The 24,155-nt window shown below is 49.9% G+C and carries 20 protein-coding genes; 17 read left to right on the forward strand and 3 right to left on the reverse strand.

What is annotated here, in order from left to right; genetic code table 11:
* The 6 genes from N7386_RS02630 (at position 1) to N7386_RS02655 (ending at position 7,439) form a co-directional block, all read left to right on the forward strand.
* Positions 1–204: a DUF3012 domain-containing protein gene (locus N7386_RS02630; RefSeq protein WP_279766966.1), complete on the forward strand. Its 204-nt coding sequence runs from the start codon at positions 1–3 to the stop codon at positions 202–204.
* Between the two features lie 164 nt (positions 205–368).
* Positions 369–818, forward strand: a complete 450-nt coding sequence (locus N7386_RS02635; protein WP_279770949.1) for a hypothetical protein — start codon at positions 369–371, stop codon at positions 816–818.
* Between the two features lie 208 nt (positions 819–1,026).
* Complete coding sequence (locus N7386_RS02640; protein ID WP_279766968.1) at positions 1,027–2,397, forward strand: TolC family protein; 1,371 nt, start codon at positions 1,027–1,029, stop codon at positions 2,395–2,397.
* A gap of 15 nt (positions 2,398–2,412) precedes the next feature.
* Complete coding sequence (locus N7386_RS02645; RefSeq protein WP_279766969.1) at positions 2,413–3,696, forward strand: efflux RND transporter periplasmic adaptor subunit; 1,284 nt, start codon at positions 2,413–2,415, stop codon at positions 3,694–3,696.
* A gap of 77 nt (positions 3,697–3,773) precedes the next feature.
* Positions 3,774–6,986 (forward strand): efflux RND transporter permease subunit, encoded by a 3,213-nt coding sequence (locus tag N7386_RS02650; protein WP_279766970.1) that lies wholly within the window; start codon positions 3,774–3,776, stop codon positions 6,984–6,986.
* Positions 6,987–7,115: 129 nt separating this feature from the next.
* The gene (locus N7386_RS02655; RefSeq protein WP_011627310.1) at positions 7,116–7,439 is read left to right on the forward strand and encodes an antibiotic biosynthesis monooxygenase; all 324 of its coding nucleotides are present in this window, start codon (positions 7,116–7,118) and stop codon (positions 7,437–7,439) included.
* An 82-nt stretch (positions 7,440–7,521) separates the two neighbouring features.
* Here the strand turns inward: N7386_RS02655 and mscL are convergent, their stop codons facing one another.
* Both mscL and N7386_RS02665 read right to left on the reverse strand, forming a co-directional pair.
* Entirely contained in the window at positions 7,522–7,932 is a 411-nt protein-coding gene (gene mscL, locus N7386_RS02660; RefSeq protein ID WP_011715722.1) for a large-conductance mechanosensitive channel protein MscL, read from the reverse strand.
* A gap of 184 nt (positions 7,933–8,116) precedes the next feature.
* Complete coding sequence (locus N7386_RS02665) at positions 8,117–9,070, reverse strand: LysR family transcriptional regulator (RefSeq protein WP_011715723.1); 954 nt, start codon at positions 9,068–9,070, stop codon at positions 8,117–8,119.
* A gap of 97 nt (positions 9,071–9,167) precedes the next feature.
* Here N7386_RS02665 and N7386_RS02670 point away from each other — a divergent pair, with 97 nt between their 5' ends.
* The 6 genes from N7386_RS02670 to N7386_RS02695 all read left to right on the forward strand — a co-directional run bounded on the left by N7386_RS02670 (position 9,168) and on the right by N7386_RS02695 (position 16,472).
* Complete coding sequence (locus N7386_RS02670) at positions 9,168–10,220, forward strand: HlyD family secretion protein (RefSeq protein WP_279766971.1); 1,053 nt, start codon at positions 9,168–9,170, stop codon at positions 10,218–10,220.
* Positions 10,221–10,233: 13 nt separating this feature from the next.
* On the forward strand, positions 10,234–11,841 hold the full coding sequence (locus tag N7386_RS02675) for a DHA2 family efflux MFS transporter permease subunit (RefSeq protein ID WP_279766972.1): 1,608 nt from the start codon (positions 10,234–10,236) through the stop codon (positions 11,839–11,841).
* 127 nt (positions 11,842–11,968) lie between these two features.
* Entirely contained in the window at positions 11,969–12,442 is a 474-nt protein-coding gene (locus tag N7386_RS02680; RefSeq protein WP_279766973.1) for a GNAT family N-acetyltransferase, read from the forward strand.
* 43 nt (positions 12,443–12,485) lie between these two features.
* A complete protein-coding gene (locus N7386_RS02685; protein WP_088211834.1) occupies positions 12,486–12,812 on the forward strand; it encodes a putative quinol monooxygenase in 327 nt (108 codons plus the stop codon).
* Positions 12,813–13,243: 431 nt separating this feature from the next.
* Entirely contained in the window at positions 13,244–14,557 is a 1,314-nt protein-coding gene (locus N7386_RS02690) for a sigma-54 dependent transcriptional regulator (protein ID WP_279766974.1), read from the forward strand.
* A gap of 199 nt (positions 14,558–14,756) precedes the next feature.
* Entirely contained in the window at positions 14,757–16,472 is a 1,716-nt protein-coding gene (locus N7386_RS02695) for a hypothetical protein (protein ID WP_279766975.1), read from the forward strand.
* A gap of 60 nt (positions 16,473–16,532) precedes the next feature.
* On the opposite strand, the gene N7386_RS02700 is transcribed toward N7386_RS02695, so the two are convergent.
* A complete protein-coding gene (locus N7386_RS02700; RefSeq protein WP_279766976.1) occupies positions 16,533–18,494 on the reverse strand; it encodes an Ig-like domain-containing protein in 1,962 nt (653 codons plus the stop codon).
* Positions 18,495–19,469: 975 nt separating this feature from the next.
* Here N7386_RS02700 and N7386_RS02705 point away from each other — a divergent pair.
* The 5 genes from N7386_RS02705 (at position 19,470) to N7386_RS02725 (ending at position 24,100) form a co-directional block, all read left to right on the forward strand.
* Positions 19,470–19,814, forward strand: coding sequence for a metalloregulator ArsR/SmtB family transcription factor (locus tag N7386_RS02705; RefSeq protein WP_011715734.1), 345 nt, complete (start codon positions 19,470–19,472; stop codon positions 19,812–19,814).
* 40 nt (positions 19,815–19,854) lie between these two features.
* The gene (arsB, locus tag N7386_RS02710) at positions 19,855–20,874 is read left to right on the forward strand and encodes an ACR3 family arsenite efflux transporter (protein ID WP_279766977.1); all 1,020 of its coding nucleotides are present in this window, start codon (positions 19,855–19,857) and stop codon (positions 20,872–20,874) included.
* Between the two features lie 63 nt (positions 20,875–20,937).
* Positions 20,938–21,951 carry an ArsJ-associated glyceraldehyde-3-phosphate dehydrogenase gene (locus N7386_RS02715; RefSeq protein WP_279766978.1) on the forward strand — a complete coding sequence of 338 codons (1,014 nt, stop codon included), beginning with the start codon at positions 20,938–20,940 and terminating at the stop codon, positions 21,949–21,951.
* Between the two features lie 9 nt (positions 21,952–21,960).
* A complete protein-coding gene (gene arsJ / locus N7386_RS02720; RefSeq protein ID WP_279766979.1) occupies positions 21,961–23,223 on the forward strand; it encodes an organoarsenical effux MFS transporter ArsJ in 1,263 nt (420 codons plus the stop codon).
* A gap of 7 nt (positions 23,224–23,230) precedes the next feature.
* Entirely contained in the window at positions 23,231–24,100 is an 870-nt protein-coding gene (locus tag N7386_RS02725; RefSeq protein WP_279766980.1) for a DUF2927 domain-containing protein, read from the forward strand.
* Positions 24,101–24,155 lie beyond the last annotated feature (55 nt).

Raw genomic sequence — 24,155 nt, forward strand, 5'->3', positions numbered from 1 at the left:
ATGTCTTTGTTGAAAACTATGACTGCCAAACCGACCGCTAAATTAGGCGCTATCGCCATAGTGTTGGCCTTTACCGCAGGCTTGAGTGCCTGTGCGCCAGAGGTAGGTAGTGATGCTTGGTGTAAGCAAATGAAGGATAAACCTTCAGGTGATTGGACAGCGAACGAAGCTGCCGATTACGCTAAACACTGCGTGTTTAAGTAAGCTTTTCAAGCGAATAGTGTCACAGCTTGGCTGATTTTTAGTTGCAAGCTGTGAACTTATGCTTAAAATCCCTGTCTGAAGTTTGCACAAGCTATTGCTTAACAACCTACTGAATTGTCCAAAGGTGATATTTGATTTCGACCGCCAAGCCATTCTTTAGCCGAATGGTGACCCTACTGATAGCCATTATCGTGCTGCAATTTGCGGGCGCGAATTTGGGTGCGCATCAGTTACATGCGGGTAATGGCGCCGAAGAAGCCGAAAATCATCCCCATCTCCAATTTAGTGCTCCCGTGACCACCTTAGCCCAATGTGTGGATTGTGTGTGTCCCAATGAGCAGACTCCCGGATTCAGTGCCGAGCAGTTTGGCGAAGCCGCATTCAAGGCGGGCGTATCGACTGCCAGTGCTAGTGGTCATTCACATTTAGTGCAAACCACTGAAATTCAAAATTTTGATCTTTGCCTCGATTGCCAATGTCATGGCGGTCATGTGGCGCTGCTATCCCATTCCGACAACCAAACGTCTATCGCGTTTGAAACGGCTTATGTGCCAACGGATTTAGCCTATTTCCCACCCGATCAATTACCTAAGTACCGCCCTCCCATCGCTTAACCTTCAATATCTGCTTATCGCTTCGTTATTGTGCGCCGCCATAAGCCCTTAATTTATCCCCACAGCATCGATAACTGGTCTAAACGGCTATGGCTCGCGCTAGCGCTTTGAGCTTATTCGACATTTTACGCTTTTGGGGAGCTTTCGATTGGTATTCACACGTCTCTTGCGTGGGGCCAGTCCTATTTAGATATTGTTAGGAATTGCGATGAAGAAAACCATTATCGCCCAGACCTTGTTTGGCCTGTTTAGCACACTCGTGCTCGTTGGCGGACAGGTTCACTCTGCTGTTGCAGCAACCTCAGGCCTTGAAGTGAACGAGCTAAATGCCGAAGGCACTTTATTAGCGCAAGGTGAGCTATTAACCGAAGAAACTCAAGCTTCCCTCAAGCAGTGGATGCCAGAGTTACTCAAGCAAATTAATCAGTTACCCGAAGTGCAGGCACAAATTGCTCGGCAGCAACAGGCAGAGCTCGCCATTGCGGCAGCGGATCGCGCCATCTATAACCCTGAGCTTGGACTCAATTATCAAAACGCCGACACAGATACCTACAGCCTAGGGCTGAGTCAAACCCTAGATTGGGGCGATAAGCGCGGCGTCGCGACTCGCCTTGCCCAGCTCGAGGCGCAAATCCTGTTAGCGGATATACAGCTAGAGCGCAGTCAGATGTTAGCCGATCGGCTATTGGCGCTGGCCGAACAGGCGCAAAGCAATAAGGCGCTGACCTTTGCCGAGCAACAATTAAGGTTTACGCAGGCACAGCTCAATATTGCCGAGCAGCGCTTTGCGGCGGGGGATTTATCCGATGTTGAGTTGCAACTGCTAAAGCTCGAATTGGCGAGTAACACCGCCGACTATGCGCTGGCCGAGCAAGCGGCGTTAGTGGCCGATGGCAAAGTCATCGAATTACTCGGAGTCGATAAGCTGGGATTTAGGGAGTTTATCCCCGAGATTGGTCAATGGGTGACGCAAATGACCCCGAAAGTGGATTTACCCGCATTGACCAGTGCCCATCAACAGGTGCTGCTGGCCAAGGCCAATGCCATGAAGGTTAAGGCGGACACGGCGGCCGATCCCACCATCAACCTCGGTGTTGAAAAGGAAGGCGATGACAACAAGTTTGGCGTCGGCGTGGCCATCCCTTTGCAGGTGCGGAATAACTACAGTGAGTTACAGGCGGTTGCCGACAAGGGTATCGCAATCGCGGAGCAGAACTACTTAGCCCGTGAGCGAGTACTTACGGCCAAACAGGCACAATTTACCAATGCTTTACCCCGTTTACTGGCGCGCTACCAAGATTGGCGCGAGCGAGTCGCAGCCTCGGGGAGTAAAGCCGCTAAATCCTTAAGTGAGCAGTGGCGTTCGGGTGATGTGAGTACCAGCGAGTATTTGCAGAGTCGGCGCCAGCTCGCGGCCAGTTATTTGGTCGGTTTAAACCTCGAAACGGCAATTTATCAGAGTTGGTTAACTTGGATGGGGGACAGCGGTCAGCTGCTGCCCATGATTGACACCTTAGCCGACACATCCGTCGGCAAATCAAGGTCCACTTCTTCCACACACGTCGTGCCAGCAAAGTAATCGTGAGGTAATACTATGAATTCATTTACTCAAAAATCGTCTTTCCAAACTTTGGGCACAGTGTCTGCTGCGGGCTTAAGGTCATTATTTACTCCTTCCCGTTTAGTATTGGCCTTAATGCTGACCTCCTTAACCCTGACGGCGCCAACTTTCGCGGGTGAAGGCCATGATCACGGCGCTGAAAAGGTCACCAATAAGGCAGAAAAAAGCGCTTCAGCGACTGAAGATGACCATGGTGAGCAGGCACTTACTTTTACGCCTGCGCAGTTGGAACTTGCAGGCGTGCGCCTGTTGCCCTTGAGCAGCGATAGCTTAAGTTTTAGCAATCTCAACCTCGATACTATGGCGACCGCCACTCTAGTGGTTGACCGTGATAGAACCGCGACCTTAGCGCCGCAGCTGGATGTGCGGGTGCAGGCGCGCCATGTGGTGCCTGGCCAAGAGGTGAAAAAAGGTGAGCCCTTACTGACCTTAGGCGGCGCTGAAGTCGCCAAGGCGCAGGCGGAATATATCAATGCCGCTGCCGAGTGGAGCCGAGTGCGTCGTATGAGTGAGGGCGCGGTTAGCGTGAGCCGCAGAATGCAGGCGCAGGTCGATGCCGAACTGAAACGAGCGATTTTAGAGGCGATCAAAATGACGGCGGAGCAAATTCGCACCTTAGAGTCGACCCCAGAAGCTATCGGCAGCTATCAACTGTTGGCACCTATCGATGGCCGTGTGCAGCAGGATATCGCCATGCTAGGCCAAGTGTTCACCGCTGGCACACCATTAATGCAGTTGACCGATGAGTCGCACCTTTGGGTGGAAGCGCAATTAACCCCAGCGCAGGCGGCCAATGTGAATGTCGGCGGCCCGGCGTTGGTGCAAGTGGGGGATAAAACGCTGGCGGGCAAGATTATCGGCCGCTCCCATGAGCTGGATAGCGTGACTCGTACCGAGCAGATTTTAGTCAGCATGCCAAACCCAGAGCATGTGTTGCACGCGGGGCAATTTGCCGAGCTGTATTTTGCCGATGCGCCTAAGGGAAGCGACTTATCATCAGGCTTCTCTGCTGGAATCGTCTTGCCCGATGCGGCGCTAACCCGCAGTAGGGATGGTGATTGGCAGATCTTTATTCAAGACGAAGATGGTTTCGAAGCCATTGAGGTCGAGCTAGTGCAGCGTCAGCGCGGCTTAAGCCTAGTGCGCGGCGACAAGTTGGATAAGGCACGGCAGGCACAACTAAAAGTGGTGGTGGGAGGCGCATTTTTCTTGGCGTCGGAGCAAGCCAAAGCTGGCTTTGATATTCATGCCCACTAATGCCGATGAGTCGAACCTTCTCAAGCCCTCTTTTTACGCCTTTTTAAAGGCTTAGGGCGAATGCGCGAGGAATTTTTATGTTGCAAAAAGCAATCGAAGCCGCGATTAAAAATCGGCTATTAGTAGTGCTGGCACTGCTTGCTGTGGTGGCCGCCGGTGTGGCCATGTTGCCCAAACTGAATCTGGATGCCTTTCCCGATGTCACCAACGTACAGGTGACCATCAATACCGCGGCCGAGGGCTTGGCCGCCGAAGAGGTGGAAAAGCTCATCAGTTATCCGGTCGAATCGGCCATGTATGCCTTGCCGGCGGTGACTGAGGTGCGCTCACTTTCGCGTACTGGCTTGTCCATCGTGACCGTGGTATTTGCCGAGGGCACGGATATTTACTTTGCCCGTCAGCAAGTGTTTGAGCAGTTACAGGCGGCGCGGGAGATGATCCCAAGCGGAGTCGGCGTGCCAGAAATTGGCCCTAATACTTCAGGTTTAGGGCAGATTTATCAGTACATTCTGCGGGCTGACCCTAGCTCGGGTATTAATGCCGCCGAGCTGCGAAGCCTTAACGATTACCTCGTCAAACTGATCATGATGCCCGTGGGCGGCGTGACCGATGTTTTATCCTTTGGCGGCGAGGTGCGTCAGTATCAAGTACAGGTCGACCCTAACAAGTTGCGAGCCTATGGTTTATCGATGGCGCAGGTGAGCGAGGCGCTTGAGAGCAATAACCGCAATGCTGGTGGCTGGTTTATGGACCAAGGTCAGGAGCAATTGGTGGTGCGGGGTTATGGCATGTTACCCGCGGGTGAAGCTGGGCTTGCCGCGATCGCTCAAATTCCGATGACAGAAGTGCGTGGCACGCCGGTGCGAGTGGGCGACATTGCTAAGGTCGATTTTGGCAGTGAGATCCGTGTAGGGGCCGTGACTATGACGCGCCGCGATGAAGCGGGTCAGGCGCAAGACTTGGGCGAAGTGGTGGCGGGCGTGGTGCTTAAGCGCATGGGCGCCAACACTAAGGCGACGATTGATGATATCAATGCGCGGATTAATCTGATTGAGCAGGCGCTACCCAAGGGCGTGTCCTTCGAAGTGTTTTACGACCAAGCGGACTTAGTGGATAAGGCCGTTACCACAGTGCGCGATGCGCTGTTGATGGCCTTTGTGTTTATCGTGGTGATCTTGGCACTGTTCCTTGTGAATATCCGCGCCACCCTGTTGGTGCTGCTGTCTATCCCAGTATCCATCGGTTTGGCGCTGATGGTGATGTCTTACTATGGCCTGTCTGCCAACTTGATGTCCCTCGGCGGGTTAGCGGTGGCCATTGGTATGTTGGTCGATGGTTCTGTGGTGATGGTTGAGAATATTTTCAAACATTTAACTCAGCCAGATCGCCGCCATTTAGCCCAGGCGAGAAGCCGCGCGGATGGCGAAGTCGATCCATACCATGGCGATGAGGATGGTAGTGCTCACGCTGTAGAAGCGGATAACAACATGGCCGTGCGCATCATGCTGGCGGCGAAAGAGGTTTGCAGTCCGATCTTCTTCGCGACCGCCATCATCATTGTGGTGTTTGCGCCGCTATTTGCGCTGGAAGGGGTTGAGGGCAAGTTGTTCCAACCTATGGCGGTCAGCATTATTTTGGCGATGATTTCCGCCTTACTGGTGGCCTTGATTGCCGTGCCTGCATTGGCGGTTTATCTGTTTAAGCGTGGCGTTGTGCTGAAGGAGAGCGTCGTCTTAGCACCCTTGGACTCTGCCTATCGCAAGCTGCTGAGTGCAACCCTTGCTAGGCCGAAGTTGGTGATGATCAGTGCGCTGCTGATGTTTGCAATGAGTATGGTATTGCTACCAAGGCTGGGCACTGAGTTTGTGCCCGAACTAGAAGAAGGCACCATCAACCTGAGGGTGACGCTGGCACCGACCGCGAGCCTTGGCACCTCCTTAGATGTGGCACCAAAGCTTGAGGCTATGCTGCTGGAATTCCCCGAGGTGGAATATGCCTTGAGCCGTATCGGTGCGCCCGAATTAGGCGGCGATCCTGAACCCGTCAGCAATATCGAAGTCTATATCGGCCTTAAACCCATCGAAGAATGGCAATCGGCTAGTTCGCGTTTGGAGCTGCAACGGCTGATGGAGGAAAAGCTCAGTGTCTTCCCCGGACTGCTGTTGACCTTCTCACAACCGATTGCGACGCGGGTCGATGAGTTGCTCTCTGGGGTAAAGGCACAGTTAGCGATTAAGCTTTTTGGCCCCGATTTAGACGTCTTATCTGAAAAGGGACAAGTGCTCACCGATCTGGTGGCAAAAATCCCTGGTGCTGTGGATGTGTCCCTCGAGCAGGTGAGTGGGGAGGCGCAACTTGTGGTGCGGCCAGACCGCGCACAACTTGCCCGCTATGGCATCAGTGTCGACCAAGTGATGTCGCTGGTCAGCCAAGGGATTGGTGGCGCCAGCGCCGGACAGGTCATCGACGGTAACGCGAGATACGACATCAATTTGCGCCTCGCTGCCGAGTATCGCAGCAGCCCGGATGTGATTAAGGATTTACTCCTTAGCGGCAGCAATGGCGCCACTGTGCGGTTAGGCGAAGTGGCCAGTGTTGAGGTGGAAATGGCGCCGCCGAATATTCGCCGTGATGATGTGCAGCGCCGCGTGGTGGTGCAAGCTAACGTGGCGGGGCGGGACATGGGATCTGTGGTCAAAGATATCTATGCGCTAGTGCCTCAGGCCGATTTGCCCGCGGGATATACAGTGATAGTGGGTGGTCAGTATGAAAATCAGCAGAGGGCACAACAAAAGCTGATGTTGGTGGTGCCAGTCTCCATAGCTCTGATTGCCTTGCTGTTGTACTTCTCCTTTGGCGCGGTGAAGCAGGTCTTATTGATCATGGCGAACGTTCCTCTGGCATTGATCGGCGGTATCGTGGCGCTGTTTGTCAGCGGCACTTATCTGTCAGTGCCAAGCTCCATCGGTTTTATCACGCTGTTTGGGGTAGCGGTGCTCAATGGCGTGGTGTTAGTGGACTCGATTAACCAGCGCAGGCAGAGCGGCGAGTCGCTCTATGACTCGGTTTACGAAGGCACAGTTGGCCGTTTACGCCCCGTGCTGATGACGGCCTTGACCTCGGCCTTGGGTTTGATCCCCATCTTAGTGTCATCGGGTGTGGGCAGTGAAATCCAAAAGCCACTGGCGGTGGTGATTATCGGCGGGCTGTTTAGCTCTACGGCACTGACCTTATTAGTGTTGCCGACCCTGTATCGTTGGTTATATCGCCACGATAAGTCGTCAGCTTAGTGGGATGCTGAGCCTTGACCTCATTTTGTGGCAAGGCTCAATGTTAAAGTTAAAAATCAGTGAGCTATCGTGCGCGATCTAGGCTAGGCTTAGCTCTGGTATTAAGGATTACTATCTTTGGAGAGCATTATGATCGCAGTCATTTTTGAAGTCGTGCCCACGAAAGAAGGCAAGGAAGAATATCTGCACGTGGCAGCCGAAATGCGCCAATATTTAGAAGGGCGTCAGGGGCTGATTTCAATTGAACGGTTTCAGAGCTTAACCGACGATGGCAAGGTGCTGAGCCTGTCGTTTTGGGATGATATGGCTTCTATTACCCAATGGCGTAATCAAATGGCCCACAGCATTGCTGAGCAATCCGGCATTGTGCCTTGCTTATTTAACTCTTATCGCATCCGCGTTGCCGAAGTGGTGCAAGACTATAGCGAAACAGTGCACGACGTGCCCGAGTAAGCTAAGCGCTTGCATAAAAACAAAACCCATCGAAGTCGATGGGTTTTTTATTGCAATCAATCGGATAAAAAATAGCGTTAGCTTACTTTTCTTGCTGCGCTTTAAGCAGATCGCGGATCTCAGATAACAGCTCTTGATCTTTGGTCGGCGCTGGTGGCGCTTTCGGCGCTTCTTCCTGTTTGCGTTTTAGGCTGTTAATGGCTTTTAAGCCCATAAAAATCGCGAAGGCGATAATGGTAAAGTCGATAATGGTTTGGATAAATTTACCGTAAGCAATCACCACCGCTGGCGCATCGCCCTGGGCGGCTTGCAACACTATGCTCAGGTCGCTGAAATTCACGCCACCTAAGATGATCCCAATTGGCGGCATAATAATATCGGCCACAAAGGATGAGACTATCTTGCCAAAAGCGGCACCGATGATAATACCCACCGCCATATCGATCACATTGCCACGGGACGCAAAAGCCTTGAACTCTTTAATTAAGCTCATTAGGTTTCCTCCGAAATTAAAAATGAAATGTTAAATTTTATTGTGTTAACTGTATCAGGAAAACCTAAGGGTCTTTTGCTGCCTGTTACCTTGCCAAGCTTATAGGGGCTTAAGGATTAAGGCAATTCTGACATTCTGGATTTATCCTTCATCGGCTAATTTCAGCTCAGCAAGGTTACAATTGTTAAGTCGAACGAGAGTTATTGGGTTCTTGCTGGCCGATAAATTCCGGCACTTCTAATACCTGTGAACCCCAGCGTTTGAACAGGGCGGTATAAATAAACTCGATAAAGACACGGTATTTGCGCGGCAAATACGCCCGTTTGGGATAGCTGAGTACCACTTTGGTTTGCACCATAGGGTAATCGTCGAGGAGTGGCACTAAATAACCTTTCTCTATCGCCTCCTGCGCAATAATCGATGGCACGGCCGTAATGCCAAGCCCCGCAATGGCGGCTTCGCGGGCAATAGTGACATTGTTTACTGTTAGCTGCGTGACGGGTTCAATTACCACCCAAGACTGGCCATCAAACAGCTTCCACGCCCCTTCAATATGCGCCGACTGTAAGCGAATCGCTTTATGCTTGGCTAAGTCCTGCGGCACTTTTGGGGTGCCATGTTCGGCTAAATAACTTGGGCTTGCCATCAATGATTTGTAGGCGTTAACTAAGGAATAACTCTGCAGGCGAGTATCGCTCGAGTCGGCGATTTGGAATAACAAATCGATGCCTTCTTCTATCACATCCACCTTGCGGTTAGTGAGCTCAGCCTCAATGGTGATATCGGGATAAAGGGTTAAAAACTGGGCGAAGATAGGCCCGAGGAACAATTGGCCTAATTCGATGGGGCACACTATTTTTAGGTTGCCTTTAATCAATTGCTGATGGGCGCTGAGTTGATTTTCGGCGCTCTGCAGATCGCTCAAGATCTTATTGATCCGATTGTAGTAACTTGATCCCGCCTCGGTGAGTTTGAGGGCGCGGGTCGTGCGGAATAACAATTGGGTGCCAGTATCTGACTCTAGTTCGGCAATCTTGCGACTGACGGTGGCCTTAGTTAAGCCTAGGGCCTTGGCGGCCCCAGTAAAGCTGCCTTGCTCGACGACTTGGGCAAATATCTGCACACGATTGAGATCCATGATTGTTACACCTGTGAAACAGTGGGTTGATTTTTAACTATCTAATAAACGTGATGAGACAGTAGTACACTAGCACTCACTAATCAAGGAGTCATTCATGTCCAAAAGTAAGCTCATCATCGCCGTTCCACTGATACTCGCCGCTGTCGCGGGGGGCGGCTATTACTGGTGGACGCAAGTACGTTTTATCGAAACCACTGACAACGCCTATGTTGAGGCCGATATTTCCCATGTGAGCGTGAAGGTCCCGGGTTATGTGGTGTTATCCGATGTGACCGATAACCAGCATGTGCGTAAGGGGGAGTTATTGGCGCAGCTTGAGGATAACCAGTTTAGCGCCAAAGTCAGCCAAGCCGAGGCGTCACTCGCCAGTGCTAAGGCCGATCTGCAAACCTTAGCCGCTAAGGTGGAATTGCAGCACGCGTTGATCAGTCAAGCGAGTGCGGGCGTGGTTGCGGCGCAGGCCGACAAACTGCGTGCCGAGCAACAGTTAAGCCGAGCTAAAAAGTTAAAAGTCAGCAACTACAGCTCACAGGACGATGTCGACCAATTACAAGCCGGTTTTGATTCTGCCGCCGCTGGGCTGGATGAAGCCAAGGCACTGTTAGTGGCTAAAGAGCGTGAGCTCGCCGTATTTAATGCCCAGCTGAATCAGGCTGGTTCTGTGGTTGAACAGTCGAATGCGGCATTGGAGCTGGCTAAAATTCAGCTTAATGATACCCGTGTGACCGCGCCTTTCTCTGGGGTGATTGGTAAACGCGGCGCTATGGTGGGGCAATACGTGCAGCCCGGCCAGGCACTCTACAGTTTGGTTCCGGATGGGGCTGTGTGGATCACGGCGAACTTTAAAGAAACCCAAATCCAACATATGCAGCCCGGACAGTCGGTGCAGGTCAGTCTCGATGCGTTTCCCGACAAAACCTTTACAGGTGTTATCGATAGTCTGTCACCGGCGTCCGGAGCCAAATTTAGTCTGCTGCCCGCCGAAAATGCCACGGGTAATTTCACGAAAATCGTACAACGTATTCCTGTGCGGATCCGTTTAGATCTCTCAGAAGAGGTGCGTGTCGTCCCCGGTTTAAGTGCCGTGGTCAAGGTCGATACTGCGTCGTATCCGACGACAGCCATCGCTGCTAACGTCGGTCGCTAAGTGGGTCGTTAACATGAGCACAATTGCTGCGGCACCTGAGGCGATCGCCGCGGGGGCTACACCGAGCGAATATGAGCGCGGTAGTCGCCGTTCGTGGATTGCCGTTTTCGGTGGTTTGATTGGCGCCTTTATGGCGATCCTCGATATTCAAATCACCAATGCCTCGATGAAGGAAATCCAAGGCAGTCTCGGCGCGACGCTGGAGGAAGGCAGTTGGATTTCAACGGCTTATCTTGTTGCCGAGATGATTGCGATCCCGCTCTCGGGCTGGTTAAGCACTGGGCTTTCGGTCAGACGTTATCTGCTGTGGACCACTGCTGCCTTTATCTTTGCCTCTATCCTGTGTTCGATTTCGTGGAACCTTGAGGCCATGATCGCCTTTCGGGCGTTGCAGGGCTTCTTTGGTGGCGCGCTGATCCCACTGGCCTTTCGACTGATCTTAGAATTTTTACCCGAGAATAAACGTGCTGTGGGTATGGCGTTATTCGGGGTGACTGCGACGTTTGCACCCTCGATTGGCCCAACCCTAGGCGGTTGGTTAACTGAGCATTTTAGTTGGCATTACCTGTTTTATATCAACGTGCCGCCCGGATTGCTGGTAATGGCGATGTTGGCTTATGGCCTCGAAAAGCGCCCTGTGGTGTGGGACAAACTGAAAAATGCCGACTTAGCGGGCATTGTCACCATGGCGCTGGGCATGGGCTGCCTCGAGGTGGTGCTTGAGGAAGGTAACCGCAAGGATTGGTTTGGCTCGGATTTAATCCGCAATCTCGCCATCATTGCCGCGGTGAATTTAGTGCTGTTTGTGTGGATCCAGCTTAAACGTAAAGATCCTTTAGTGAATTTACGCCTGCTCGGTAAACGCGATTTTGTGCTTTCAACTATAGCTTACTTTTTGCTGGGGATGGCACTCTTTGGCGCTATCTATTTGATCCCACTTTATTTGTCTCAGGTGCATGATTACACTCCGCTGGAAATCGGTGAAGTCATTATGTGGATGGGTTTCCCGCAGCTCTTGGTATTGCCATTAGTGCCGCGTTTAATGCAACGTTTCGACGGGCGTTACTTAGCCGCCTTCGGCTTTTTTATGTTTGCCCTCAGTTATTACATGAATAGCCAAATGACCGCCGATTACGCCGGGCCGCAGATGATAGCCTCCCAAGTGGTGCGCGCCTTAGGCCAGCCCTTTATCTTAGTGCCTATTGGTATGCTAGCGACGGCCCATTTAAAGCCCCATGAGAATCCTTCGGCTTCGACCGTACTGAACGTGATGCGTAATTTAGGCGGCGCCTTTGGTATCGCGTTGGTGGCAACCTTAACCGATAACTTGGCCCGTAGTCATTTGGCCCATGTGAAGGAGTCTCTGCCTGCGGTCAGCACACAGGCGCAGGACTATTTGAATCAGAGTGCCAGCATGTTGCAACAGGGTGGCTCGGATCCCTATACCGCCTCCATGCAGGCCAAGGCGCTATTAGGGCAAACCATGAGTCAGCAGGCCTATATTCAAGCCTATAACGATGTGTTTTTGATTATGGGTGCCCTGTTGTTAATTGCCGTGGTGGCTGTGCTGCTTATCCGTAAACCTCAAGGGCCAGTCGCCCACGATGCGGTTGTCGAATAAGGCAGGCTTATTTCGTTTTCGCAATGCGTAACCCTTGCGCCTTAATTCCCCCAGGATTAAGGCGCTTTTTTATGTGTAGACCTGTGATAGACTCGAGCTCTTTTCCGGTCGTACGCAGAGCCTTTTTATGTCGATACCAGATTCAGTCGAGTGGCAAAATCTTAAATTTAATCAATTAACTGCTAACACTTTGTATGAGATTCTCAAACTGAGAGTCGATGTGTTTGTGGTCGAGCAGGCCTGTGCTTATCCAGAGCTTGACGATAAAGATAGACACCCTGAAACCCAGCATTTATTCGGCCTATCGCCCGCTGGCGAGTTACTCACCTATGCCCGCATCTTACCTCCTGGGCTGAGTTATCCCGAGGCCAGTATTGGCCGAGTCGTTGTGTCATCTGCTGGACGAGGTAAAGGATTGGCTATGCCTTTGATGCAGCGGGCGATTGATGCCGCTCTTAGCACTTGGCCTGCTGCGGGGATCCAAATCGGTGCTCAGGATTATCTGAAAAGCTTCTACCAAAAACTCGGGTTTAGCGCCTGTTCCGAAATGTATTTGGAAGATGGCATTCCCCATATTGATATGCGCTACCAGCCTAAGTGATCTGGTTTTAACTAGCTGAATTTAATCTTATTAAGGAAATCAAATGACTACTGTTACGGACTATAAAATCAATCAACAACAACTCGTTTGCGTCGCGAGCTTTTTAGCGAAAGAAGGTAAAACCGAGGCCTTGATTGCGGCGCTCGCTTCGCTGATCCCCGATACGCGTCGCGAAGCGGGCTGCATCCGTTATGAGCTCAACGTCAGCCGTGATGAACCGCGCCGCGTGACTTTTGTAGAGAAGTTTGTCGATATCGCCGCGTTCGATGAGCACTGCGCTAAGGATGCCATTCAGCATTATTTCCATGAGGTGATGCCAGAGCTAGTCGAGTCTTTCCATGTGGAAACTTACCATCAAGTGATTGCTTAACCGGCAGGTTAAGTCGCGTAGCGGCAGAGGCTTGCAGTAGCAAAAACCTTAATTTGTTGATTTATTCGAGGTGGATTTGATACTGCAAGCTAATCATTAGTGCTCTGGGGAGGGCGTGATGGCTTAGTCTCTATTCGATAAAAACTATTCACTGCCAAGTGTTATCAGCGCGCAACAACTTGCATTATTGATTGTTTCATCGCGGTTTATTAATCCTTTCAATCCCATACCATGCTTTGTGCCTATCAAGTCGCTAAGCTTACTGCTTAACGTCAGCAATTACTGCGTTTAAGCCAGTTAACTCATGCTGGTCAGGTTTGTCGGGAGGCCATTGTCCTTCTAGACTTGATTAGTAATAGGCTCATCTCCCACCCCTTCCTATGGATGAAATCGGTAAGCCTGCTCCCGCACAAACACGTTGGAAACGGTGGTTGTTAGTACTCGACCCCGAGCAATGTCTGCCGGAGTGTAGTGAAGAACTGAAACAAGCGGCTTGGAACTGTGTAAAAGCAGTGTCGGCGGCCGAAGCCTTAGTATTGCTGCAAAAATATGAGTTGCGTGTCGCCATTGCCTTTATCAGCGACACTAACCAAACTGCGCTGGCGAAAGAAATTGCCATTATTCAAGCCGAATATCCCTCCTTGCATTGGATTGCCGTTACCGATAGCACCTTGGAGCAGCATTGCAGCTGGCTCAGCGCCGCTAATTTTATTGATTATTACCATCGTCCATTTGATTGGAATCGCTTTGCCGATACCCTTGGACACGCTTGGGGCATGGCGCAGCTGACGCCATCGAAAGGAGGGAAGGGACCTGCAAAGGTTTTAACGACCATTAAGGGGGAGCATCCCTTATTGCAACAGCTGCGTCAGCGACTGCATAAATTTAGTCTGTCGGATGAAACCGTATTACTGAGCGGTGAAACGGGCTCTGGCAAAGGACTATGTGCTAAAACCTTACATAGTTTATCTAAAAGGCACGAAGGGCCATTTATCACAGTCAATTGTGGCGCGCTGCCTACAGGGCTTATCCATTCCACCCTCTTTGGTCATGAGAAAGGTGCCTTTACTGACGCCGATAAACGGTATATCGGTCACTTAGAGCAGGCCCATGGTGGGACACTGTTTTTAGATGAAATTGCCGATCTCCCCTTAGACTTACAGGTCAACTTACTGCACTTTTTGGATGATAAACACATTATGCGAATTGGCGGCAATGCGCCCATAAAAGTGGATTGCCGTTTGCTATTTGCCTCCCACCAGGATTTAGAGGCCGCGATTGACGAAGGCCGTTTTCGTGAAGATTTATACCACCGTATCAACGTGTTACGCCTGCATGTGCCAAGTTTGAGACAGTATAGCGACGAGGTCATGCTGCTCGCTGAACAATTCTTGTTAGAACATTCGGACAACTGTACTCAGTTTCATTTTAGTGACGATGCCCGCTGTGCAATGAAACACTACAATTGGCCGGGCAATGTGCGCGAGCTGCGTAACCGGATCCGCCGGGCAATGGTCTTAACTGATGACTGCATTATTACTGCGCAGTTGTTAGGGCTTGATTCACTCACGGCAAACCGTACCAGCCAAGACCTCGCGCGCTGCCGCGCAGAGCATGAGGCTGAAGTATTACTGAAAGCCATTAGCGATCATAAACATAATATTTCCGCCGCCGCCCGCTCATTAAATATCTCCAGAGCGACCTTCTATCGACTCCTGAAAAAGTGTCAGATCAAGGTGCCTTAGCCCGTCTATTTATCCTGCGACAGTCTGCTTCACTGCTGTGACACATCTTATTCAGTCATCTCTTTTAATTTCTTATATATCAATACATTAAATTTTGGCTTGTGGCTTGCTTAGTGCAGATGTTCACAATCCGGAATGCGCATATGCAGAGGTTGGTGGGTGCAGCGGGATTCCGTCCACAGGAAATGAGGAGAATGTTATGAAACTCAAATTATTGTTTCGTACCCTTCTACTTTGGGTCTGCACATTGATGGTATACGGTGTACAGGCTACGGTAGATAAGGTCGAGCTGGATGGTAATATTGTCAAGCAGACTACGCTCGATGATTGGCAAACGATTAACTTAGGTAGCAGTACAGCGAATGTCACCACTGGAGTGATTGCCGACTTGCCACCACAAACGATTTTTTGGAAAGGGGGCTCGAAAGACACCTTAGATGTGACCGAATGGTGGTACAAAGACGGTGCCGTACCCGATAAGGATGACCTGCGCAATGGATATGCAGCTGCCTATTTTATCAATAACGGCAGTGGTAGTGATGACTTAGTGTTTTACTTTGGTGCAGAGCGTTATGCCAACAATGGTGACGCTATTATGGGATTTTGGTTCTTCCAAGATAAAGTCGGCCCAGGCCCTGGTAACCAATTTACCGGACAACACCAAGAAAACGACTTATTTATCATCATGGAATACCCTCAGGATTCGAACTCTGTGCCCTTTGTACAAGTGATGCGCTGGGTGAATTCGGGTGGTGATGTCTCTGAACATTTAGAACTGCTCTATGCCTCTGGCGACGCCGGAGCCAAATGTTTATCCGCAGGTGATACTGGCGTTGCCTGCGCCATTACCAATGAAAACTCCGAACTTGCTGGCGTGGCCAATGGTTTGTGGCCCTATGAAAACAAAGCGGGCATACCTAACACTTATCCCTATGAATCCTTCTTCGAAGGTCGTTTGAATGTAACCCAAGCCTTTTTGGCGGCGGGTGTTAATGAGATCCCTTGTTTTAGCAGCTTCTTGATTGAAACCCGGTCGTCTCGTTCTGAAACCGCCCAATTAAAGGACTTTTTAGGCGGCGATTTCCCTCTCTGTAGTATTGCGATTGCGAAAACCTGTAGTGCGACTGAGCTGACCGGCAGTAATCAATTCCGTATCGATTACACCTTGCAACTCACTAATACTGGGGTCGGTAGCATTGGTGCCGGTGAAACTGTCACCATCAACGATACACCTAGCAACGGTACTGCCTTTAGCATTAGCCAAGCCTTGAGTGCGTTTGCTAATGGTGCCGATGGTTGGGCTCCTAACGAAATGCTGACCTATACAGGGTATTACATCTCTGATGTGAATGGTGGTACTAACACTGTCGATGCCAGTGTGAGCTTTGGCTCTGCTAGCATTAGCGCCGATCCCTACACTGCAACCTGCGATTCGTTGGCGTTGAGTCCAATGTTGTCCATTGTGAAAAACTGTAGCGTTTCATTGGCAGAAAACAGCGGTTTGGTCGCTCTGCGAAAAGACTACGACATTACCGTCTGTAACACGGGGGACGCACCGTTGGATGTCTCTCTGACCGACTCTGTGGACAGTAGTTTAAATGCCACATTCAGTTTGGATTTTGCGAAACAGTGCTTGACCAACAACGATTGCGGCTCGGGTTATAGCTGCGATGGTAACAGCCTAATGTGTACTAATACGGCGGGTGAAGTGGAAGGTAACTTTGGGGGAAATGTTTGTGAGTTAACCCAAAGCCATTACTTCCCAAGCACATTACCTACAGGTGCCGACGGTACTTTGTCTAACACCGCAACGGCGAGGGCGACTTCCCCTGTGGTCGATACGGGCGATTTAGCGACAATTGGTAACTCGGATACCGCGAGCTGCGACTTGTGTCCATTACCCGTGCAAGAATAGTTAACTGAGTTGTGTATTAGCAAAAAGGGCCGTCATTACGGCCCTTTTTATTTGCTCATATTATCTATTTTTACCTTTGCCACCAGTACCTGTGCTGGTATCTGTCGTGCCACCGCTTGTGGTGCTAGGGCTGATAGTGACAGTTGCGACTGTGGTCAGTTTGCCATCACTCACTGTGTAACTAAAGCTATCACTGCCTTTAAAGCGCTTAGAGGGCACATAGGTCAGGGTATTGTTAGCGTTGACAGTCACTTTTCCATTCAGTCCTTGAGTGGTGCCACTGATAAACAGGCTGTCACCATCTAAATCGCTGTCATTGGCCAGCACATTCAATACCGTGCTGGCGCTGATATCGTTGAAATCATCATTCACAGCGAGTGGCGCAGTATTACTGGTTGCCGCAGTTAATAGTACACTACCTGAACTCACCGCTTGCTGTGAGCTAGTTTGGTTGCTGCTAATCACTTTCCAAGTATTGCTACCGTTTGCTTGCAGCGCTTCTAACGACAGTGTCAGATGCAGATTGCTTTGTGGCGCAAGTGTCACACTGTTGTTTGCTAAGTTTGCGTATAAACCCGCATCGGCTTGGGTTGTCAGGCTGTAAGTGGTTTCTGGGCAGGCGCTACTGTCATTGTTGGTGAGCAGCAAATCGACTGAACCTTGTTGCCCCTGTTGCAATTGTGAGACAGCCGCTTGTACCGTCAAGCTGCTAGTACCACGGATACACTGAGCAGTACTGTTTTGCATGACTACATCTAAGGTGACAGAGGAAGCGTCTGATGCGACGACATCGATACGGACACCTTGTTGTTCGAAGGATTGTCCTGGAGCCAAGCTGATGTCATCCCAATCATAGCTGCTGCTGTTTGGTGTTGGGTCAAGCAAATAGCTGCTAGCGGCATTGTTGCTAGCGCCTTCGCGTAATCTTACGCCATTGAGCATAGCGGCAGCTTCGGTGGCCAATGAGCTATCAAAGCCGGTTGGCTGGCGATATTCAACATAGTAAAACAGCTCGTTACCTGAAAAATCTTGGCCATTGGGAATTTTTAACAGCAGGGGGAAGTTACCTTCAGCCTCTACGGGTGATAGGGTCACCCGAGAATCGGCTGTGACGGTTTTGATGCGATCGCCACTCAGCCAACCTAATTGCTCCTTATGGAATGCATTGAAATGCTTAGGTGTATTAGTACCACTCATTGCACTGAGATAGTCGCCATATTCAGTGATAGTGCATTGGCTGCTGTCAGCGGTGGTAACGGCACCACAATCCTTTTTATTGGCATGGAATAAGCCAAGGTTGTGCCCTAATTCATGGTTAATCGTGGATAACTGTACTCGTTTGATCCAACTACGCTTGCCTGCCACATTGGCCTTACCAGACCAAGTACACTTAGGGTGAGTCGGGATCAAGTACATAACATGGTCGTAATTATTGAGGTTAAAGCCACGGGCACTGAGTTCTTGGTCTGCGGCTAAGGCGACGGCGTCAGTGTTACATACAGAGACATCCACATCGACAGTAACTGGGCTGGTAGTGTCGCCCGAGAGGGACACTGTGCCATAGGAGTTTTCTTCGTAGAAGGCCGAAGATTGATTAAACAACAGATCTTGGATCTCGGCTTCAGTCAGTTTTACGATCGGATTGATCGCAAAGTTGACTTCCGCCACTAATACGCTTCTGTTGCCACTGATCGGTGTGATGGCCGAGTTGACGGTTTGAGCCGAAGAAGTTGTTTCATTGGTTTGCAGTAAGCTGACGCTGCTATCACTCACCTGCAATTGTTTACCATTAGCATGGCCAAACACACGGACGCTTTGACCGGGTTTTAACCAACGAGGTGTCGATGCTAAGGCTAAATCATGTACTCCGCCTTGTTTACCGTGGAGACGAAACGTTTCAATGGCATGCTCCGGGAAATCTTCCACCTCGAGGGACAGCGTGCCTTCAAAAGGACGCATATCTGCAGCGAGGACAGTGTTGGTGAGCAGTAAACTGCTTAGCATCATGGCAGAGTATTTCATTGTTTATCTCTTCAGGTTTAGGGCAAAACGTGAAACTTATGGGCACTAACGTTCAATTAGGGGACATAAGTTCCATTTAACAAGGCAAACAGTTTTTGAGCTGTTTCGCGGGGGCATTCTAGGACAGAGAAAAATGAATGTATATAGGCTGAAACCCAGTAAAAATGCGGGTTTCAGCTGATATCGTTGAAATGAAAGAAATAAAATTGCTCAAAAAATATACTGGTTAAACCAGACTGAATTTTGACTGTTTTTCATTCATTTAGCAGTTAGTTTATTGTTGAAAATGTTTTTGAATACAGAAACAGCCAGTTATTGGTGTGAGTCAAATAAAAATGGCAATGTCTAAATTTTGACACCTGTTTTTTGTCACTCGCTAGCGATGTTTGACTTTTGTCTTCATTGCATAGGATTAATCTGGCCTGTGGTGTGGGTCTGATTACCTTTGGTGCAATATTATCAACTAACGCTTGAAGCTGATTTCTTCCTTCTGCGGCGATAGGTTTTAGTCCTGTTTTTAACTCGGTCTAAAGTTGACTTAAATTCACAGTTAATTTGAGATCGCCTAAGGGGAAGAAGATATATTCGCTAGGATTCTCTTACGCCATCGTCACATGTCTACTGTGGATGGATTGCTCTGAATATTGAGGCAATCCATGCCACTTGCAGGCTATGCCAAAGTTAATGGAAAGGTTAAGAGAAAAGTTAAGCGAAAACTTAGGAAAAAACCTAGCCACCCAATGGACAGCGCAATAATGGCTAGCGAAACAAGTAGCCAAAAAGGGATTGAGATAAGAGTGCTGTCGCTCCATGCCTATAAGTGATATCTCCAATTCTTATCAGGCTACAAAGTTTCACTTCAAGATCAGCTCAATCAGTCCTCTCCATCTAAAGACTGCAAAAAATCACTTAACATATACGTTTTTTCATATATGCTTTATTCCATATGTAATCTGATCATTTTGGGAGCACTCGATGCAACCCGTGGCATTTTTTAAGGCTCTTGCCGATGAGACTCGGCTGAAATGTTTATTGCTGATCCAGCGGGAAGGGGAGCTGTGCGTCTGTGAATTAATGGCCGCGCTGTCGGAGATCCAACCTAAGATCTCGAGGCATTTAGCGCAGTTAAAAAAAGCAGGGATCTTAGTCGATAGGCGCCAAGGCCAATGGGTGTTTTATCAAATTAATCCAGAGCTTAATGCTTGGTGTCAGCAAGTGTTGGCGCAAAGTTGTGAGGCCAACAGCGCGTTTTTAGCTGAGAGTATGCAGAACCTGTGCAGCATGGGGGCTCGTCCCGAACGTGCTAAAGCTTGCTGTTAAGTTAAGAAATGGATTCGATATGAGATAAGTAGAGGTCGTTATGGGGATCTTTGAACGTTATTTAAGTGTCTGGGTTGGCTTGAGTATTCTCGCTGGGGTTGTGCTTGGTAATCTCGCTCCAAATGTATTTGCTGCCGTTGCGGCGATTGAATTTGCCCATGTGAATTTGATTATTGCGTTATTTATCTGGGTGATGATCTACCCCATGATGGTGCAAATTGACTTTTCGGCAGTCAAGAATGTCAGTAAGACCCCGAAGGGATTACTGCTAACGCTGACCATTAACTGGCTGATTAAACCCTTTACCATGGCCTTACTCGGTTGGTTATTCTTTAAACTGGTGTTTGCCGATTGGGTCGACCCGCAAACGGCGGGTGAATATATCGCGGGGATGATTCTCCTTGGCGTCGCCCCTTGTACTGCCATGGTGTTTGTTTGGAGCCAACTGACGAAGGGCGATCCTAACTACACCTTAGTGCAAGTCTCTGTAAACGATATCATTATGGTGTTTTTATTTGCACCGCTCTCTGCATTGTTGCTGGGTGTGAGTGATATTCAAGTGCCATGGGAAACCCTGCTGCTTTCAGTGGTGTTATATGTCTTATTGCCCTTAGTCGCAGGCGTGTTGACTCGAAAGCGCCTCGAGGCAAGCCATGGTGCCAGCGCGGTGCCGCAGTTATTGGCTAAACTAAAACCTTGGTCTGTGATTGGGCTATTAGCGACGGTTGTGCTGCTGTTCGGCTTTCAGGCCAAGACCATCCTTAGCCAACCGCAGAACATTCTATTAATCGCCATCCCATTGATTATTCAGAGCTATGGCATCTTTATCTTGACCTACTGGCTGGCGTTAAAACTCAAATTGACCCATGCGATTGCCGCGCCCGCGAGCATGATAGGTTCTTCTAACTTCTTTGAATTAGCCGTAGCCGTGGCGATTTCGCTCTTTGGTTTGCATTCTGGGGCGGCACTGGCGACCGTGGTGGGCGTTTTGGTCGAAGTGCCTGTGATGTTGTCTTTGGTGTACTTTGCCAATCGCACCCGTCATTGGTTTGCGACTTAATCTGTTTTTAAATAATTACATTAAAAATCAATAAACTATAAGTTAACTAGGTATTTATAAATCATGGCAATTAAAATCGGAATTAATGGATTTGGGCGCATGGGACGTTTGGCTCTGCGCGCGGCGTGGGAATGGGATGATGTTGAGTTTGTGCAGATTAACGATCCCGCTGGGGATGCGGCTACCTTGGCCCATTTGCTTGAGTTCGATTCAGTTCACGGTCGCTGGTGCTATCCGGTAACGGCGAGTCACGATGGCATTCAAATCCAAGATAAAACCATTCGCACCACAGGCAATAAGACAATTGCCGAGACCGATTGGTCGGGATGCGATGTGGTGATTGAAGCCTCCGGGGTGATGAAAACTAAAGCCTTACTGCAAGCCTATTTAGATCAAGGCGTGAAGCGTGTGGTGGTAACGGCGCCAGTTAAAGAGGAAGGTGTGTTAAATGTGGTGATGGGCGTGAATCATCAACTATACGATCCGGCTATTCATCCGATTGTGACCGCGGCTTCCTGTACGACCAACTGTCTTGCACCGGTAGTGAAAGTGATCCATGAGCAGATTGGCATCAAGCACGGTTCCATGACCACTATCCATGATATTACTAACACCCAAACGATTCTGGATGCGCCGCACAAGGATCTGCGCCGCGCCCGCGCCTGTGGGTTAAGTTTAATCCCTACTACCACGGGCAGCGCGACGGCAATTACCCATATTTTCCCTGAGCTTAAGGGCAAGTTGAATGGCCATGCGGTACGGGTGCCGCTCGCTAACGCATCCCTCACCGACTGTGTATTTGAGCTTGAGCGCAGCGTGACCGAAGCGGAAGTGAATGCACTGCTACAAACCGCCGCCGAAGGTGAACTCAAGGGCATTTTAGGTTATGAGGAGCGGCCGTTAGTCTCGGTTGATTATAAAACCGATCCCCGTTCGAGCATTGTCGATGCGCTCTCGACCATGGTGGTGAATGGTACTCAGCTAAAACTTTACGTGTGGTACGACAATGAGTGGGGATATGCCAACCGTACGGCAGAGCTCGCCCGCTTAGTTGGCCAGCTTGATTTGCCGCGTTAGGAGAGCACTGTGCCTGCCGCCAAGCTATTTGAACAACTGATGCAATTGCCCGCAGCTGTGCGGCAATATTTGCTGATCACCTTCAATTATTGGAGTTTTACCTTAACCGATGGTGCGCTGCGGATGTTGGTGGTGCTGCATTTTCACGATCTCGGTTATACGCCATTCGCGATTGCGATGTTGTTCTTGTTCTATGAGATTTTTGGTGTCGGAACCAATCTGGTGGGCGGTTATCTTGGCGCTCGCCTAGGGCTCAATCGCACCATGAATCTAGGCCTTGGCATGCAGGTGTTGGCATTAGGGATGTTATTGGTGCCAGCGGCCATTTTACCGCTGTGGCTCGCGGGCGTGCCCTGGGTGATGGCGGCGCAGGCGCTTTCGGGCATTGCTAAAGATCTCAACAAGATGAGCGCAAAAAGCGCGATTAAATTGCTGGTTCCAAAGGGCGAGCAGGGCAAGCTTTACCATTGGGTTGCCCTGTTGACTGGGTCTAAAAATGCCCTTAAAGGAGCGGGCTTTTTCCTTGGTGGCGCCTTGTTAGCGGGATTAGGTTTCAATATGGCGATTGCCGCCATGATGGCCGTGCTTGCACTGGTGTGGTTAATGAGTCTGGCCTTGCTGAGAAAAGATCTGGGAAAAGCGAAGAACAAACCTAAGTTTACCGAAATTTTTTCTAAGAGCCGCAGCGTAAATATTCTCTCGGCGGCGCGCCTGTTTTTGTTTGCCGCAAGGGATGTGTGGTTTGTGGTGGCTTTGCCCGTGTATCTGGCAAGCCAATGGGGCTGGGATCATTGGGCCGTGGGCGGCTTTTTGGCGCTATGGGTGATAGGTTACGGCATAGTGCAAACCTTAGCACCGAAGATTACCGGTGCGAGCAGAGCGGAAGCTGGCACTTTGCAGCGTATCCCCGATGGCTATACCACCTTAGTTTGGTCGACCTTATTAGCTTTTGTTCCCGCATTAATTGCGCTCTGTTTGTATCTGGATTTCTCACCACAGCTCAGTCTGATCTTGGGGCTGATGTTATTTGGCGGGCTGTTTGCGATTAACTCTTCACTGCACAGCTATTTAATCGTGAGTTACGCCAGTGAAGAGGCGGTATCCCTCGATGTGGGATTCTATTATATGGCCAATGCCATGGGGCGTTTAGTCGGAACCGTGCTCTCGGGCTGGGTGTATCAGAGTTATGGGTTGGTGGCCTGCCTATGGATTTCGACGGCCTTTATTGCAATGACGGCACTGATCTCTATCAAGCTGCCTCGACAAGGATAGGAATAGGATGCTCTCGGGGTTAAAGCGTTTCAAAAATCATGGTGTCATTGGTTTAATCGCCCTGTTTTTGCCATTCGTTATCGTGCCCGCGAAGGCCGCGAACGATTCGACACCAAGCGATGCCATAACCTCCGATGCAACACTTAAGCTGGTGCCAAAACCTATTCGAGATTGGAAAAATCCCGCTTATATTATCCAAGCTTTCGATGAGATAGCCCTTAAAAATGAATACGATAAAGATAAACATCGGGTACGGAAATGGCGTCAGCCCGTGCGCGTCTTTGTCGAGCATCAAGTGGGCGATAATGGGTTGCATGCACAATTGGTGCAGATGCATTTAAGCCATCTGGCACAAATCACCGGCCACAGTATTGTCAAAGTGGATTCGCTCGAAGAGGCCAATTTACACTTAGTCTTTACCCGTCAATCCCAATGGGCCGATGTGGTGATGCGTCTTATGGGGGCAAGTGCGGCCAGTAATATTCATGGCTCTGTTTGTATGGGCAAATTTGCGCTTAATTCCCAGAATGAGATTGAGCGTGCTTGGGTGGTTATCCCCGTCGACCAAGCGCAAATGCATGGCAAATTGGTGGCCTGCGTGGTGGAAGAAATCACCCAAGTGCTGGGTCTGCCAAATGATTCGGTGAAAGTATTTCCTTCCATTTTTAACGATAAAACACCGCAGGATTTACTCACAGGGTTGGATTATATTTTGCTGAAACTGCTCTACAGTAAGGATATTCGTGCTGGCATGACGGCCGCCGAAGTACAGCCAATATTGCAGAAACAGCTGGAGCAATGGCAGCGGGACGGCACGCTGACACAAGCCGATAAAGCGGTTCGTCAGGGCCAGTTGTACCCACTGTTAGGTTATTGATCCCCAAGGTTTTACATCGAAAGTTGGCTTTGATCATGCTTTACCAATTATTCCT

Source organism: Shewanella sp. GD04112, from assembly GCF_029835735.1.
GTDB lineage: Bacteria > Pseudomonadota > Gammaproteobacteria > Enterobacterales > Shewanellaceae > Shewanella.